We start from the raw sequence: 15,830 nt of genomic DNA on the forward strand, positions 1-15,830 counted from the left end.
GCGGACCGGCCGTCCAGGCCGGCTCCGCCCGCGCCGGGGCGCGCGCCCCGCTCCCGCGCCCAGCGGGCGTACTGTCCGATCCGGCGCACCACGAACTGGGTGTCCAGGATGCCGAGCAGGCCCGCGAGGCGTACGGCGTGCTCGTGCTGGATAGCGGCGTCCTTGATCCGCGCGACGATCGGCGCGGCCTCCTCCAGCGCGGCCGAACGGCCCTCCGCGGTGTCCATGTTGTGCTGTTCGACGACGGAACGGATCGCGAACTCGAACAGCTGCGTCCGGCTCTCCACCAGCTCCCGCACCGCCTCGTCGCCCTGGGCCAGGCGCAGGTCGCAGGGGTCCATGCCGCCGGGGGTGATCGCGATGGACGTACGTGCGGCGAACTTCTGGTCGTCCTCGAAGGCCCGCAACGCGGCCTTCTGTCCCGCCTTGTCGCCGTCGAAGGTGAAGACCACCTCGGAGCGCGAGTTGTCCATCAGCACCCGGCGCAGGATCTTGACGTGCTCTCCGCCGAACGCGGTGCCACAGGTGGCGATCGCTCCCGTGACGCCCGCCAGGTGGCAGGCCATGACGTCGGTGTAGCCCTCGACCACCACCGCCCTGCCGGCCTTCGCGATGTCCCGCTTGGCCAGGTCGATGCCGTACAGCACCTGGGACTTGCGATAGATGGCGGTTTCGGGAGTGTTGAGGTATTTCGGACCGTTGTCCTCCTCGCGGAGCTTACGGGCGCCGAAGCCGACCACCTCCCCCGCGATGTCCCGGATCGGCCAGAGCAGCCGCCCCCGGAACCGGTCGATGGGCCGCCCGGAGCTGCTCTCCTGAGCGAGCCCGGAGAGTGTCAGCTCCTTGTCCGAGAAGCCCTTGCCGCGCAGGAAGCGCACCAGGTGGTCCCAGCCTGCCGGGGCGTAGCCCAGGCCGAAGCGGCGGGCGGCGTCCTGGTCGAAGCCACGCTCCTGGAGGAACGTACGGGCGAGGCCCGCCTCCGGGCCCTGCAACTGCTCGGCGTAGTACACCGCGGCCGTCCGGTGCGCCTCGAACAGGCGCGTGCGCTCACCCTGTTGGCTGCCGCGGCCGTATCCCCCCTGTTCGTACCGCAGGGTGATGCCCGCCTGGGCGGCCAGCCGCTCGACCGCCTCGGAGAAGGACAGGTGGTCGACCTTCATCAGGAAGTCGAGGGTGTCACCACCCTCCTCGCAACCGAAGCAGTGGTAGAAGCCCTTGCTGGGGCTGATGGTGAAGGAGGGGGACTTCTCGTCATGGAAGGGGCACAGGCCCTTGAGGTTGCCCCCGCCCGCGTTACGCAGCTGGAGGTACTCCGAGACGACGGAGTCGATCGGCACGGCGTCCCGCACCGCCCGCACGTCCTCGTCGTTGATCCGTCCCGCCACGTGGGGATTCTACGGCGCGGCTCCGACGGTCGTGCGGCCCGCCCGGCCTGCCGGTCCCGCCCGGCCGCCGGGTCAGCCGAGGGCCCGGGCGAAGACGTGGTGCGATCCGACGTCCTCGATGTGGAACTCCCCGCCGACCGCCGTGTAACCGTGCCGCTCGTAGAAGCCGCGGGCCACCGTACGGCCGTTGCACCACAGCAGCTCCACCCCGCGGGCCTCCGCCTCGGCGGTACCGGCCCGCAGCACGGCGGTGCCGTAACCCCGGCCACGCACGGCGGGGGCGCTCGCCATGCCGCGGATGCGGTACGCGCGACCGGCGGCGCGCTCCGGGGCGCGTCCCGCCAGGGTGAGTGGCGGGATCAGCCCAGCCGGGAAGTCCTCCGGCACGAAGGTCCCGCAGGCCAGTACGGCCGGCGTCGAACCCGCCGACTCCGTCGGCCCTGTCGGCTGCGGGCCCCGGGAAACGGCGCCCGGGTCCGCCTCGTAGGCCGCCACGTGGAAGGCCCCCGGCAGCTCGTCCCCGCCGAACCGGGCGGCCTCCAGCGGCCGTCCGGGCCGCAGCACCTCCCGACGCAGCACCAGCAGGCTGGAGGCGTCCACCAGCTCCGTACGTATGGCCATGACGAGCCAGCCTACGTCCGCCACGACGGGGTCCCACCACTGGGCTGGGCACGTCCACGCGAGACCGGGACCACGCGAGGCCGGGCACGGCCTTACGCCGGACGCAGCCGCCCGTCCCAGACCTCGCGGACCCGGTCGGCCTCGGTGAGGTGCGTACGGTCGTGGGTGACCAGCACCGTCGCGGTGTCCCGCTGCCTGGTCAGCTCCGCCAGCAGGCCCACCACGGCGGCGCCCCGCTCGTGGTCCAGGGCGCTGGTGGGCTCGTCGACGAGCAGCACGGTGGGCTCGTTCATCAGGGCGCGGGCGATGTTGACCCGCTGCCGTTGCCCGCCGGAGAGCTGGTGCGGCCGGCGGTGCGCCTGCGCGCGCAGGCCGACGGCGGTCAGGAGTTCCTCCGCCCGGCCCCGGGCACCCCTGGGCGCACGACCGTCCAGGTGGGCCATGACCTGGAGTTGCTCTACGGCGGTGAGGGAGGGCAGCAGATTGGGCTGCTGGAAGACGATGCCCACCCGCTCCCGGCGCAGCGCGGTGAGGGCGCCGCGACCGCGGCCGGTGGTGGGGGTGCCGTCGATGGTGACCGTGCCGCTGTCCGGGGTGATCAGGGTGGCGGCGACGGCCAGCAGGCTGGACTTGCCGGAGCCGGAGGGCCCCAGCACCGCCGTGACCGTGCCGTTCTCGGCCTCCAGGCTGATCTGGTCGAGGGCGGTGAGTCGACTGTCGCCGTCGGGATAGGTGAGGGTGATGTCGCTCAGGAGCAAGCTCATGTCAGACACTTCCGAGTGCGGTCAGCGGATCGACGGCGGTGATTCGGCGGATGGCGAGGGTGGCGCCGACAGCGCCGAGCGCGATCATGACGCCGGCCGGCATCAGCAGCGTGGCCGGATCCAGTACGAACGGCACGCCGCCGGAGATCACGGCCCCGACACCGGCCGCCACCCCCGTACCGGCCAGCGTGCCCAGGGTCAGCAGCAGCACCGCCTGGCCGAGGGCGTCCCGCAGGAGGTAGCGGGTGCTGGCGCCCAACGCCTTCAGCACCGCCACGTCCCGGCCGCGCTGGATGGTCCACACGGTGAAGAAGGCCCCGATGACGAGCGCGGAGATGGCGAAGAGGAAGCCGCGCATCATGCGCAGCGAGGAGTTCTCGGACGTGTAGGAGCCGATCGCGGACAGCGACTCCTCGATGCTGACGGTCTGGGTGCCGAGTGCCGAGTCCGTATCGGACAGTTCGGACTCCCCGGTGGTGCGTAGCGCGATCACGGTGGCGCGTGGTCCGGACTCGCCGCCGCCCACGTGCGGCGCGAGCCCCTGCCAGTCGCCCAGTCCGGTCCACACGACGGGCGCGTGGCTGTACGCCGCGTCTCCGGCCACCTCCGCCACCGCGTACCGCTCACCGGCCAGCCGCACGCGGTCGCCGGATGTGGCGTCCAGTTCCTCCGCCGCCGCCACGGAGAGCACGACCTCGCCCGGCCGCGGGGTGGCGTCCGGCGTCAGCCGCGAGCCCTCGCGTACGCCGAACGCCGCCACCCCGGTCGTACGCTCCCCCACCTGGGCCCGGGTCATGGCGATGCCGAGCGGCTCCGCGCCGCGTACGCCCGCCACGTCCGCCCAGTCGCGCCACTGGGAGGCACGTACGGAGGAGTCGTCGAAGGACAGTTGCTGCCCCTCGGCCGGCTCCGCGAAGGCGAGCCGGTCCGCGGACAGGCCGGTGATCGCGGAGATGTTCTGCCGTCCCAGCCCCTCGGTCAGGCCGGACAGCAGCCCCACCAACGCGGTGATCAGCACGATCACGATGCCCATCAGCGCGAACCGCCCCTTGGCGAACCGCAGGTCTCTCCAGGCCACAAACATCTTCCGGCGTCCCGCTCCCCTTGGTCGTTCCGGTCGTTGCCCGCGCCGTGGGCGCACACGTGCCACTCCCGTACGGCTGCGGTCCCCATCCTGGCCGGACTTGCGAGGAGGACACATCGCGCCGGGGTTCGCAGTCCCGGGATCGAAAGGCGCACGCTCGGTTCCACCTTTCGTTTGATGCCCACCGGCTGACGGCTGGCTAACCTGGGGAGGCTGTGAACCCTCGTACGCTCGCTCCCGTGTCGCGCCTGCTCAGCTGGTGTCTGCACCTGCTGGTCGCCGGTCTGCTGGCGCTCACGGTCGGCCGCGCGCTGGCCGAGCGGCCGCCGGACGCGTTCGCCGTGCTCGTCGCCGCCACGCTGTTGGGCGCCTGTTACGCCGCTGGTCCGCTGCTGGGCCCGGTGGGGCGCTCCGTGGCAGCGACCCGTTTCTGGCTGGCCATGCTCGGCGGCTGTTGGCTGGGCTTGCTCGCGTTGACCCCGGACGGCGTGTGGCTCGCCTTCCCGCTGTACTTCCTGCAGTTGCACCTGCTGCCGCGCCGCCTCGGGCTGGGCGCGGTGGTGGTGACCGCCGGCGCGGCCGTCCTCGGTTTCGCCGCGCAGGAGGGCGGCCTGGCGTTGGGGACCACGATCGGTCCGACCCTGGGGGCGGCGGTCGCGGTCGCCGTGGTGCTCGGCTATCAGTCGCTGTCCCGGGAGAGCGAGCAGCGCCAGGCACTGATCGAGGAACTGACCGCGGCCCGTGCCGACCTGGCCGCCGCGGACCACGCCGCGGGGGTCACCGCCGAACGGGAACGCCTCGCCCGGGAGATCCACGACACCCTCGCCCAGGGGCTGTCCAGCATCCAACTGCTGCTGCGCGCCGCCGAGCGATCTCTCCCGGAGGACGCGCAGCCCGCCGGGGGGTACGTCAGCCAGGCCCGGCAGGCCGCCCAGGACAACCTGGCCGAGGCCCGCCGGTTCGTGGCGGCGCTCGCCCCGCCGGGCCTGGACGGCGGCACCCTGGTGGCTGCCCTGCAGCGGCTGTGCGACACCACCGGGCAGCGGCACGACCTGACCGTACGCTTCCACGTCTCTGGTACGCCGGCCTCGCTGCCGGTGGCGCACGAGGTGGCGCTGCTCCGCATCGCCCAGTCCGCACTGGCGAACACGGTCCGCCACGCGCACGCGCGTGAGGTGGAGGTCACTCTCAGCTACATGGATACCCGCACGGCCCTGGACGTCGTGGACGACGGCGTCGGCTTCACACCGTCCCAGGTGCCCTCGCCCACGGACGGCGGTGGCTTCGGGCTGGCCACGATACGGGCACGGGCGCGGGCGCTGGAGGGCGGCCTCACCGTGGAGTCCGCACCGGGCCACGGCACCGCGCTGGCCGTACTGCTACCGGCGGGCTCGGCCCCGGGCGGTGACCAACGGGCGGACGACCAACGGGCGGACGACGAGGAGTGCACGATCCGGGCGGAGGAACACCGACAGCGGCCGCCCGAGGAGCCACCCGAGGAGAAGCGGTCATGAGTGACGCCCCCGAAGCGCGGCAGCCCGTACGCCTGTTGCTGGCCGACGACCATCCCGTCGTACGGGCCGGGCTTCGCGCCGTGCTGGAGACCGAGCCGGGGATCGAGGTCGCCGCGGAGGCCGCGACGGCGGAGGACGCCGTGCGGCTCGTGGCCGAGCACACCCTCGACGTGGTGCTGATGGACCTGCGGTTCGGTTCGGGGATGACCGGTACCGAGGCGACCGCCGCCATCACCGCCGCCGCGGACGCCCCACGGGTGTTGATCGTCACCACCTACGGCACGGACGCCGACACCCTCCCCGCCATCGAGGCGGGAGCGACCGGCTACCTCCTCAAGGACGCCCCTCCGGAGGAGCTCGCCGCGGCCGTACGCGCCGCGGCCCTGGGGCGTACGGCCCTCGCGCCCGGCGTCGCCGACCGACTGATGCACCGGATGCGGAGCCCGGACACCTCGCTGAGCCGCCGCGAGACGGAGGTGCTCAGCCTGGTCGCGGACGGGCTGTCGAACCACGACATCAGCAAGCGGCTGCACCTGAGCCAGGCGACCGTGAAATCCCACCTGGTGCACATCTACGGCAAGCTGGCGGTCGACTCCCGCACGGCCGCGGTGGCCGTGGCGACCTCGCGCGGGCTGATCCGCCGTTGACCGGCGGTCGCCCGCTACGCCGTACGCCCGGAACCGTCCTACGTCCAGCGCCCCGTGCACCCGGCGCCCGGGCGCTCCCCCCGACGCTCAGCCCAGCAGCCGGTCCAGCGGGACCTGCGGATCGGCGAGTGCGCGCGGATCGACGACGGTGCCCGTACGGATCAGCTCCCGCACCGTCTCGGTCACGTCCCAGATGTTGCAGTTGAGCCCGGCCAGCACCCGGTTGTCCCGCAGCCAGCAGGCCAGGAACTCCCGCTTGTTCAGGTCGCCCCGGATCAGCACCTCGTCGTAGCTGCCCGGCGGCGCCCATCCGGAGTACTCGAAGCCCACGTCGTACTGGTCGGAGAAGAAGTACGGCACCCGGTCGTACGCCACCTCCTGTCCCAGCATGGCGCGGGCCGCCGCCGGGCCGGTGTGCAGGGCGTTGGCCCAGTGCTCGACCCGCAGCCGGGTGCCGAGCAGCGCGTGCTGCACCGCCGCGACGTCCCCGGCGGCGAAGATCCGCGGGTCGCTCGTACGCAGTGCGGAGTCCACGGCGACGCCGCTCCCCCTGCCGTCCGCGAGCGCGATCCCGGCGGACTCGGCCAGTCCGGTGCGGGGCGCGGCGCCGATCGCGGCGAGTACGTCGTGCGCGGGGTGCTCGTCGCCGTCGTCCGTCAGCACCGACTGCACCATGCCGGCGTGCCCGGTGATCTTCGTCAGCCGCGCGCCGAAGTGGAACCGGACGCCGCGCTCCTGGTGCAAGTCGGTGAAGAACGCGCCCAGTTCGGGGCCGAGGACCTGGTGCAGCGGCGTCGTCTCCGGTTCCACGACGGTCACCTCGGCACCGTACGCCCGCGCGGCGGCGGCGACCTCGAGGCCGATCCAACCGGCACCGGCGATCACCAGGTGGCCGTTCTCCCGGCCGCGCGCCGCCAGGACGCCACGCAGCCGGTCGGCGTGTGCGAGTCGCCGCAGGTGGTGCACGCCGGCCAGGCTGGTGCCCGGCACGTCCAGCCGGCGCGGCTCGGCTCCGGTCGCCAGCAGCAGCGTGTCGTAGTGCACCCGGGTGCCGTCGCCGAGGCGCACGCACCGGTCCGTACGGTCGATCTGCACGGCGGGCTGTCCGAGGTGGAGTTCGATGTCGGCGCTGGCGTACCAGGCACGCTCGTGGATGAAGACGCTGTCCCGCTCGTCGGTCCCGGCGAGATATCCCTTGGAGAGCGGCGGACGCTCGTACGGGTGGTCACGTTCGTCGCCGATCAGGATGACCCGACCGCTGAAGCCCTCCGCACGTAGCGTCTCGGCCGCTTTGGCTCCGGCCAGGCCACCTCCGACGATGACGAACGTCCGATGTGCGTCGACCACTTGATGCCTCCTCGCTGACAGGCTGTCCCCCGGCGTTCACGACCTCGTTCCCCGCGAATGTTCCCCTCCCAGGAGCCTGCCGCACCGACTGGGCCGGGTGAAGAGGCAATGGGGTGAGCCGGCAGCCGGCACGCCACCGTGCCGGTCCCGCCTCCCGACGGCCCGTACGGGGACGTGCCACGCTCGCGCTCGACGGGGAGACCCATCCTGCCCAGGCGGTCAGCACCCAATCCACCCGGCCCCGTGTGCCCGGGCCGCTGCGCCGAGAGGGGAGCGGCTACCCCCCGGTGGGTCGTCCGGTGAGCTGGCCGTGCAGGCGGCGGGCGGACGCGTCGGTGAGCGCGGCGATCTGGTCCACCAACACGCGCAACCGCCCGCTGTCGTCCGCCGCCGCCGCGTACAGCGCGCGGAACTGCGGGTCCAGCCCCTCGGGTGCCCGCAGGCTGAGCGCGTCGGCCAGTTCCGCCAGGATCTCGCGCTGTTCGGCGCGCAGTCTGGCCTGGTCGGGGCGCTGCATGACGTACCGGTCGGCCACGGCCTTCAGCACCGCGCACTCCAGACGGGCGCGCCGCGGCACCACGAGTTCGGCGGCGTACCGGGTGAGGTGGGCCGTGCCGTACGCCGCGTGGGTCGCCCGCTCGGCTGCCAGGCAGAACCGGCCGATGAGCTGGCTGGCCGCGTCCTTGAGCCGGGCCTGCGCGAGCGCGGTGCCGTCGTAGTCGTGCGGCCACCAGTCCTGTTCGAGGAGCCGGTCCAGGGCCTCCGCCAGTTCGTCCGGCTCGGCGTCCGAGGCGTAGCGTGCGAGTGCCGCGTCGAGGACCTCCTGCCGTTCGCTCGGGGAGGTCAGCGCGGCCGGTGCCAGATAGCCCGCGTGCAGTCCGTCCTCCACGTCGTGCACGGAGTACGCCACGTCGTCGGCCCAGTCCATGACCTGCGCCTCGAAACACGTACGGTCCGCGGGCGCGCCCAGCCGGAACCAGGCGAAGACGGGCACGTCGTCCTCGTACACCCCGAACTTCGGCGAGTCCGGGTCATGCGGGCTCTCGTCGCGATGCCAGGGATACTTCGTCGCGGCGTCCAGCGCGGCCCGGGTGAGGTTGAGCCCGACGCTGACCGGGCCGTGCGGACCGTCGACGAACCGTTTCGGCTCCAGGCGCGTCAGCAGTCGCAGCGACTGGGCGTTCCCCTCGAAACCGCCACACGGCTCGGCGATCCGGCTCAACTCCCGCTCGCCGTTGTGACCGAAGGGTGGGTGTCCCAGGTCGTGTGCCAGACAGGCCATCTCGACCAGGTCCGCGTCACAGCCGAGGGCCGCCCCCAGCTCGCGGCCCACCTGGGCGCATTCCAGCGAGTGCGTCAGCCGGGTGCGCGGGCTGGCGTCCCAGCCGTCGCTGCTGGCCGCCCGGTCGCTGTCCGGAGCCGCGGGAACCACCTGGGTCTTCCCCGCGAGCCGGCGCAGCGCCGCCGAGTGCAGCACCCGGGCGCGGTCCCGCTGAAACGCGGTACGCCCCGGGCGCTTGTCCGGTTCGGGCGCCCACCGCTCGGCGTCAGCGGGCCGGTAGGAACCGGGGATGCTGCCGGTGCGTTCGGTTGCGTGCATATGCCGACCGTACGCCCGGCCCGCGCGCCCGGCCGCCGGGCGGGTGCTGTGCGGGTGCCGGGCGGGCACCCGCGCCGCCATGGTGTGGCCTACGGCGGGCGCGTACCGCTCAGTCCGCGGACGGCACGGACCGGTCCCCGGACGTCTCCTCGACCACCCAGTCCTGGTAGTCGGCTCCGCCGTGGGACACCGGGGTGGCGATGATCTCCGGCACCTCGTAGTCGTGTGCCTCCCGGATGTACGCCTCCAGGGCGGCGTACGCGGCCACGCTGGTCTTGAACAGCACCTGCCACTCCGGCTCGGTCCGTACGGCGCCCTCCCAGCGGAAGACGGAGGTCACCGGCCCGTTCAGCTGGGCGCAGGCGGCGACCCGGCGCTCCACGGCGCCACGGGCCAGGGCTTCGGCGGCGGCAGCGCTGTCGGTGGTGGTCAGCACGGTGAGGATGTCGGCCATCGCTCCACCGTAGCCATGAGGTGGCCGCGGGAGCCGGCGGTGTCCGATTCGTTCAAGACCCGCCGCGGATCCGGCCCGTAGTCTGCCGTACATGGCACCTCGATTTGACCTTGTTGGAATGATTACGGCTGATATGCCGGCCACGCTCGCCTTCTACCGCCACCTCGGCCTGGACATCCCGCCGGAGGCCGACACGGAACCGCACGTCGAGGCCCTCGGCCCCGGCGGCGTACGACTCGCCTGGGACACCGAGGAAGTGGCCCGCTCGGTGCATCCCGACTGGGAGACGCCCGTCGGCCCGGGGCGTACGGCGCTCGCCTTCCGTTGTGACGGCCCGCTCGAAGTGGACCACGTCTACCGGGAGTTGACCGCCGCCGGTTACGCGGGGGCGAACCAGCCCTGGGACGCGTTCTGGGGCCAGCGCTACGCTCAGGTGCTGGACCCGGACGGCAACACCGTGGACCTGTTCGCGCCGCTCGGCTGACCCCAGGCGCCGGACAGCGGCCCAGCCACCAGCACCAGCGGCTCGTCAGCCACCGTCCAGCAGCGTGCCGAGCGGGATGCCGGCCAGGGCCTTGACCTCCCGGGCCAGGTGCGCCTGGTCGGCATACCCGGCGGTCGCCGCCACCTCGCCGAACGCCTGGCCCTCCCGGGCCAGCCGCAGCGCCCGGCGCATCCGCAGAATCCGGGCGAGCGTCTTCGGCCCGTAGCCGAAAGCGGCCAGCGCGTGCCGGTGCAGCTGCCGTTCGCTGTAGTTCACCGCCGCCGCCACCTCGGCGACCGGCCGGCCGGCACGGACCAGCTCGTACACTCGCCCGCTGCGCGCGTCGGGCCCGCCGCGGGCGCGTACCGCCGTCTCGAGTGCGCCGCCCGGCGTGGGCGCCTCGGCGATCCGCTCCGTCAGCTCCCGCACCTCACCGGCCGGCCACACGGCGTCCAGTGGGACCCGGGTGTCGCGCAACTCGCTCGCGGGCAGTCCGAGGATCGCGGGACCCTGGCCGGGCGCGAACCGCAGGCCGGTGGAGCGGTCACCCGCCCGGGACGAGTGGACGTACGCACGGGTGTCCGGACCGGCAACCAGCAGGCCCGTCGTGGTCCAGATGAGGTCCATGCAACCGTCCGGGAGGATGCGGGTGCCACCGGCCCGCCCGCTGGCGAGACCGGTCCACAGGATGGCACCCGCACCGAGTCGGGACGGCCGTTCCGCGTACATGTCCCCAGCATGCCGTCCTTCCGCGTTGCCTGTCTCGCCAGCCGGCGCGACCGCCCCTACGCTGTGACCCCGCGAGGAAGTTCCCTCGCGGCCGTTCGCGGCGAGACGAGGAGCAGTGCTGGCGATGAGCTGGACAGCACGGGACATCCCGGACCAGAGCGACCGGATCGCCGTGGTCACCGGCGCCAACAGCGGACTCGGCCTGGTCACCGCGCGCGAACTCGCCCGCCGGGGCGCCCGGGTCGTGCTGGCCTGCCGCAGCGACCGGCGCGGCAAGGCGGCCGTCGAGCAACTCCTCGCTCAGACACCGGAGGCGCGGGTGGAGTACCGCGCGCTGGACCTGGCGGATCTGGCGAGCGTACGCGCCTTCGCCGAGGACCTGCCGCACGAACGGGTCGACATCCTCATCAACAACGCCGGCCTGATGGCGATCCCGTACGCCGAGACGGCGGACGGCTTCGAGACACAGTTCGGCGTGAACCACCTGGGACACTTCGCGCTGACCGGGCTGCTACTGGAGCGACTGCTGGCGGCGGAGTACCCGCGGGTGGTGAACGTCTCCAGTTTGGCGCACACGCTGGCCAACCTCGACATCCGAGATCTGCAGAGCCGCAAGCATTACGGCAAGTGGGAGGCGTACGCCCGCTCCAAGACGGCCAATCTGCTGTTCACCCACGAGCTGGCCCGGCGGACCAGCGGCCACCCGCTCATCGCCGCGAGCGCGCACCCTGGCTACTCCGCCACCGAGCTGCAGGCCAAGGGACCCCGCATGGCCGGCCAGCGGGGGCTGGAGCGCGCCATGCGGCTGAGCCTCACGCTGGTCGCCTCGTCGCCGGAGCTGGGTGCGGCGCCCAGCCTCTACGCCGCCACCGCGCCCGGCGTAGCGCCGGACTCGTTCGTCGGCCCGCGGTTCCTCGGGGTGCGCGGCGGGCCGGGGGCGGCCTGGCGGGCGCCGTGGACGCGCGACGACCTGGCGGGCGAGCTCCTCTGGGACGCCTCCCGGCGACTGACCGGTGTGGACTACGCGCCACTCGGCTCCTGAGCGGGCGGAACCCCCGAGGCCGCAGAGCCCCGAGCGGCGGAGCCGGTGCGGTGCTCGGTCTCGGGCGGCCCGGCCCATGAGGGGTCCGCGAGCGGTCCGCGGCTCGCACGGCACAACGCGCGCTTGTCGCCGCCAGTTCGGCATATACGCAAAAAGACCCTTAAGTCCGTTTTGCCAACTACCGTCGACATAGCGACGTCTGTCCCTTCGCGTGACGCGCCTAACAGTATGCCCACCGGGCATCGTGACGCGTTCCGGGCCAACTCCTCACACTCGGTCAACTGAACTGGCATGCGGCGAAGTTGGCGCCGCCCCGGAAAAGATCCAACTCACCGTGCGAGCATGCCCGACCGCTCACCGTACTGTCCGCCCGTATCGGACTCCGCGTCACGGGGCCGGAAAAACGGACGTTCCTTGCCGCAACGGAACTCGTGTGTTTTGGTTTCGACGCTCGCCGCAGTTACGCGGAGGGCCGCTGCCGGGACGCCGAGTCCTGCCGCCCGGTAGCGAGTCCACGTCACCGAACGGCAGGAGCGGGGGACCCAGGTACGTGCCGGCCGGGCGACAGCACGGACGGCTTGGGGTGAAGTCTCGCCCGAGCGCGGCCCCACGCGCTCGTGAGACCGGGCAACTCCAGCCCGAACCCGACAGCTCACCTCGTAGGCGTAGGAGAGGAAGCACCACTATGTCTGCACGCGGACGTCATCGCCGTCCTCGCACCCAGCGCCTCGCCCGTGCTGCCGCCGTGCTCACCGCGGGTGGCGCCGGGCTCGCCCTGCCTCTGATGGGAGCGGGCAGCGCCAACGCCGCCTCCGTCGACACCTGGGACAAGGTCGCCCAGTGCGAGTCGACCGGCGACTGGAGCATCAACACCGGCAACGGCTACTACGGCGGCCTGCAGTTCAGCCAGAGCACCTGGGAGGGTTACGGCGGCACCGAGTACGCCGCGACCGCCGACCAGGCCACCAAGGAACAGCAGATCACCATCGCCGAGAAGGTGCTGGCCGAACAGGGCCCGGGCGCCTGGCCGAAGTGCGGCCCCGAGGCCGGCCTGACGCAGAACAGCGGCGATCCCGGTGTCAACCCGGACTCCGGCACGGAAGAGCAGGGCAGCCAGGACACCGCGGACAGCGGCGCCCAGGCCGAGCAGCCCAAGGCACCCGAGCAGCCGGCCGAACAGCCCAAGGCGCAGGCCGAGTCGGACGACTCGAAGGGTTCCAGCGACTCCCCCTCCTCGGACCGCTACACCGTCACCTCCGGCGACACCCTGTTCAAGATCGCCAAGGCGCACGGCGTCGAGGGCGGTTGGGAGCAGGTCTACGACGACAACCGCGAGGTCGTCGGCGACAACCCGAACCTGATCTACCCCGACCAGCAGCTGTCCCTGAGCGGCTCGGGTCAGGCCCAGCCCAGCGGTGACACGGGGTCCCAGGCCCCGGCACCCGAGAAGGCGCCGGCGCAGCAGAGCGACTCCGGGAACGCCGAGGCCCCCGAGGCCCCCGAGACGCCCGCCCAGGACGCCGAGGCCCAGGACTCGGGTAGTGAGCAGGACGACTCCGGCGGCTTCCAGGCTCCGGTCGACTCCGGTACGAGCACCGCGTACGGCGCCTCCGGCAGCAGCTGGTCCAGCGGCAGCCACACCGGCGTGGACTTCTCCGCCTCCAGCGGCACCCCGGTCAAGGCCGTCACCGACGGCCAGGTCGTGTCCGCCGGTTGGAGCGGCTCGTACGGCAACGAGGTCGTCATCCAGCACGCCGACGGCAAGTACAGCCAGTACGCCCACCTGTCCTCGCTCAGCGTCTCCGCGGGGCAGAGCGTCAACGCCGGCGACCAGCTCGGCCTCTCCGGGTCGACCGGCAACAGCACCGGCCCGCACCTGCACTTCGAGGTCCGGACCGGCCCGGACTACGGCTCGGACATCGACCCGGTCGCCTACCTGCAGGAGAACGGCGTCACGCTGTGACCAGCTGACCTGCTGGCCATACTGGTCAGCTAGCCGGCTCACCAGCTGACCGCCGCGTCCGCCGTCGACCGGCACCAGCACGCGCGGGTGCCCGCGATCCACGCGGGCACCCGGTCACGCGCCAACTCGGGCGCCGCTTCCTCAGGAGGCGGCGCCCGACGCCGTCCGGGGCAGACAGATCGCCGTGCTCAGCAACCCGTCGCGTACCGTCCAGCGCCCGGTCAGGGCGGGGGTACGCACGCCGCCCAGGGTCGGTGCGGGCACCAGGAAGCGCGCATGGAAGCTCCGCTCGGCCTCGTCCAGCCGGATTTCCGCCTCCGTGAAGTCCAACTCCTTCCCCACCAGCGGATACCAGGTCTTGAACACGCTCTCCTTCGCGCTGAACAGCAGCCTGCCCCAGTGCACCTCGGGCCTGCGCGAGGCCATCTCGGCTATCCAGACCCGCTCCTCGGGGAGCGAGATCATCTCGAGCACCCCGTCCGGCAGCGGCTGGTTCGGCTCGGCGTCGATGCCGAGCCCGAGCATGCCCGCCGCGTCGGCCACCACCGCCGCCCGGTAACCGTCGCAGTGCGTCATGCTGCCGACGACGCCTGCTGGCCACTGCGGCGCGCCCCGCTTGTTCGGCAGCAGCGGCGCCGGCGCCCTGCCCAGACGGGCCAGGGCCGCACGCGCGCAGGCCCGTACGGTCGAGAACTCGCGCTGGCGCTTCTCGACCGCCTTGGCGACCAGTTCGGCCTCCTCGTGGAACAGCCCCTTGACGGGGTCGCCGGGCGGGTCAGCGAAGACCTCCTCGAAGAGGGTGTCGTGCCGGACGATCTCCTCGATCATCGCCCCTCACCGGAGCCCTCGCCGCCGCCGGTCCCGCCGCGGGTCCCACCGCTTCCGACAGCGGAGCGGGCGCGTACGGCGGACTCCGGCGCCGGTTCGGCGTCCGGCAGCGGCAGGATCTGGCGCAGCCTCTCCCGCGGCGGTCGCTTCCCCCACTCGCGCGGGTAGCCGACGGACACCTCCTCGAAGCGCACTCCGTCGTACCAGGTGACCCGTGGGATGTGCAGATGCCCGTAGACCACCGACACCGCCCGGAACCGTCGGTGCCAGTCAGCCGTGAGCTGCGTGCCGCACCACTGCGCGAACTCCGGATACCACAGCACCCGGGTGGGCTCGCGCACCAGCGGATAGTGGTTGACCAGTACGGTCCGGTGCGTCGGGTCGACGGCGGCCAGACGCTTCTCCGTCGCCGCCACCCGCGCGCGGCACCAGGCGTCCCGGCTCGGATGCGGATCGGGGTGCAGCAGGTACTCGTCGGAGCACACGATGCCGGCGTCGTGCGCCACCCGTAGCGAGTCCTCCTTGTTGTCCGTGCCGGGGGCGTGGAAGGAGTAGTCGTACAGCAGGAACAGCGGAGCCACCGTCACAGGCCCCTCCGCGTCCTCCCACACCGGATACGGGTCCTCCGGGGTGACCACGCCCAACTCGCGGCACAGCTCCACCAGTCGGGCGTACCGGTGCTCACCCCGCAGTTCGACCGGGTCCTGTGGATGTGTCCACAACTCGTGGTTTCCCGGGGACCAGATCACCTTCGCGAAGCGGTCGGCGAGCAGCCGCAGCGCCCACTCGACGTCCTCGAACTTCTCGGCGACGTCCCCCGGGACCAGCAGCCAGTCCTCGTCCGTCCACGGCTGCAGGCCAGCCAGGATGTCCCGGTTCTCCTGATAGGCCACATGCAGGTCACTGACCGCCAGAAGATTCCCTCTCTGCACGGACAACCCTCCCCGTTTCGTTCGTGCGTCTGGAACGGCTGCCCAGCGTACCCAGCGCCACCGCGATCGGGCTCGTCACATCGTGGGCGAGGCTCGACCGCCCCGACAGTGGCGAAGGGTACGGGTTCGCGGTCGGTTGTGAGGGCGAACGGGGGATCAACTCGCCCCCACAAAGCCAAGTTGGTCAATCTACTAACCTCACTGGAAGTCATCGTGCCGAGACTGTTAGAAAGTTCGAAGATCCATACGCAGAGCCGCCAGCCGAGAGCCCACGACGCGCTGACCGGGACCCGCTCGCACCGCCGACCGGACGTCACGTCCGCCACCCCGGGCTCACGGGGGGAGTGGCGGTGCCGCGGCTCAGCGCCCGGACGGGCTCAGCCGCGGCACGCCTCCGGTGGCGAACCAACGTGGACTCACCACCCCCCACTTGCAC

The 15,830-nt window shown here is 72.4% G+C and carries 15 protein-coding genes and 1 riboswitch; of the genes, 5 read left to right on the forward strand and 10 right to left on the reverse strand.

Going from position 1 to position 15,830, the window contains the following annotated elements:
• The 4 genes from dnaG to AN216_RS14270 form a co-directional block, all read right to left on the reverse strand.
• The coding region (gene dnaG / locus AN216_RS14255) for a DNA primase (RefSeq protein WP_070197042.1) at positions 1-1,385 on the reverse strand (1,385 nt) is incomplete at its 3' end.
• A 72-nt stretch (positions 1,386-1,457) separates the two neighbouring features.
• Positions 1,458-2,006: a GNAT family N-acetyltransferase gene (locus tag AN216_RS14260; RefSeq protein ID WP_070197294.1), complete on the reverse strand. Its 549-nt coding sequence runs from the start codon at positions 2,004-2,006 to the stop codon at positions 1,458-1,460.
• Between the two features lie 92 nt (positions 2,007-2,098).
• Positions 2,099-2,770 carry an ABC transporter ATP-binding protein gene (locus tag AN216_RS14265; RefSeq protein ID WP_070197043.1) on the reverse strand — a complete coding sequence of 224 codons (672 nt, stop codon included), beginning with the start codon at positions 2,768-2,770 and terminating at the stop codon, positions 2,099-2,101.
• A 1-nt stretch (position 2,771) separates the two neighbouring features.
• The gene (locus tag AN216_RS14270) at positions 2,772-3,854 is read right to left on the reverse strand and encodes an ABC transporter permease (RefSeq protein ID WP_070197044.1); all 1,083 of its coding nucleotides are present in this window, start codon (positions 3,852-3,854) and stop codon (positions 2,772-2,774) included.
• A gap of 239 nt (positions 3,855-4,093) precedes the next feature.
• Here AN216_RS14270 and AN216_RS14275 point away from each other — a divergent pair, with 239 nt between their 5' ends.
• Both AN216_RS14275 and AN216_RS14280 read left to right on the forward strand, forming a co-directional pair.
• Positions 4,094-5,368 carry a sensor histidine kinase gene (locus AN216_RS14275; protein WP_070197045.1) on the forward strand — a complete coding sequence of 425 codons (1,275 nt, stop codon included), beginning with the start codon at positions 4,094-4,096 and terminating at the stop codon, positions 5,366-5,368.
• Complete coding sequence (locus AN216_RS14280; protein WP_070197046.1) at positions 5,365-6,015, forward strand: response regulator; 651 nt, start codon at positions 5,365-5,367, stop codon at positions 6,013-6,015. The genes AN216_RS14275 and AN216_RS14280 overlap by 4 nt, the downstream gene beginning before the upstream one ends.
• An 87-nt stretch (positions 6,016-6,102) precedes the next feature.
• Here the strand turns inward: AN216_RS14280 and AN216_RS14285 are convergent, their stop codons facing one another.
• The 3 genes from AN216_RS14285 to cutA all read right to left on the reverse strand — a co-directional run bounded on the left by AN216_RS14285 (position 6,103) and on the right by cutA (position 9,416).
• Positions 6,103-7,362 (reverse strand): NAD(P)/FAD-dependent oxidoreductase, encoded by a 1,260-nt coding sequence (locus tag AN216_RS14285; RefSeq protein ID WP_070197047.1) that lies wholly within the window; start codon positions 7,360-7,362, stop codon positions 6,103-6,105.
• Positions 7,363-7,639: 277 nt separating this feature from the next.
• Positions 7,640-8,962: a deoxyguanosinetriphosphate triphosphohydrolase gene (locus AN216_RS14290; RefSeq protein WP_070197295.1), complete on the reverse strand. Its 1,323-nt coding sequence runs from the start codon at positions 8,960-8,962 to the stop codon at positions 7,640-7,642.
• 109 nt (positions 8,963-9,071) lie between these two features.
• Complete coding sequence (gene cutA / locus AN216_RS14295; protein WP_070197048.1) at positions 9,072-9,416, reverse strand: divalent-cation tolerance protein CutA; 345 nt, start codon at positions 9,414-9,416, stop codon at positions 9,072-9,074.
• A 118-nt stretch (positions 9,417-9,534) separates the two neighbouring features.
• Between cutA and AN216_RS14300 the strand changes: the two genes are divergently transcribed.
• Positions 9,535-9,900 carry a VOC family protein gene (locus AN216_RS14300; RefSeq protein ID WP_070197049.1) on the forward strand — a complete coding sequence of 122 codons (366 nt, stop codon included), beginning with the start codon at positions 9,535-9,537 and terminating at the stop codon, positions 9,898-9,900.
• 45 nt (positions 9,901-9,945) lie between these two features.
• Here the strand turns inward: AN216_RS14300 and AN216_RS14305 are convergent, their stop codons facing one another.
• Positions 9,946-10,629: a helix-turn-helix domain-containing protein gene (locus tag AN216_RS14305; protein WP_070197050.1), complete on the reverse strand. Its 684-nt coding sequence runs from the start codon at positions 10,627-10,629 to the stop codon at positions 9,946-9,948.
• 124 nt (positions 10,630-10,753) lie between these two features.
• Between AN216_RS14305 and AN216_RS14310 the strand changes: the two genes are divergently transcribed.
• Together AN216_RS14310 and AN216_RS14315 are read left to right on the forward strand one after the other, a co-directional pair.
• Positions 10,754-11,671, forward strand: coding sequence for an oxidoreductase (locus AN216_RS14310; RefSeq protein ID WP_070197051.1), 918 nt, complete (start codon positions 10,754-10,756; stop codon positions 11,669-11,671).
• Between the two features lie 508 nt (positions 11,672-12,179).
• Positions 12,180-12,352: riboswitch (cyclic di-AMP (ydaO/yuaA leader) on the forward strand.
• Positions 12,353-12,356: 4 nt separating this feature from the next.
• Entirely contained in the window at positions 12,357-13,634 is a 1,278-nt protein-coding gene (locus AN216_RS14315) for a transglycosylase family protein (protein WP_070197052.1), read from the forward strand.
• A gap of 141 nt (positions 13,635-13,775) precedes the next feature.
• On the opposite strand, the gene AN216_RS14320 is transcribed toward AN216_RS14315, so the two are convergent.
• The gene (locus AN216_RS14320; RefSeq protein ID WP_070197053.1) at positions 13,776-14,462 is read right to left on the reverse strand and encodes a 4'-phosphopantetheinyl transferase family protein; all 687 of its coding nucleotides are present in this window, start codon (positions 14,460-14,462) and stop codon (positions 13,776-13,778) included.
• Positions 14,459-15,394 (reverse strand): metallophosphoesterase family protein, encoded by a 936-nt coding sequence (locus AN216_RS14325; RefSeq protein WP_107401996.1) that lies wholly within the window; start codon positions 15,392-15,394, stop codon positions 14,459-14,461. The genes AN216_RS14320 and AN216_RS14325 overlap by 4 nt, the downstream gene beginning before the upstream one ends.
• Between the last annotated feature and the right edge of the window lie 436 nt (positions 15,395-15,830).

Origin of the sequence: Streptomyces oceani (genome assembly GCF_001751245.1) — a bacterium.
Classification (GTDB): Bacteria; Actinomycetota; Actinomycetes; order Streptomycetales; family Streptomycetaceae; genus Streptomyces; species Streptomyces oceani.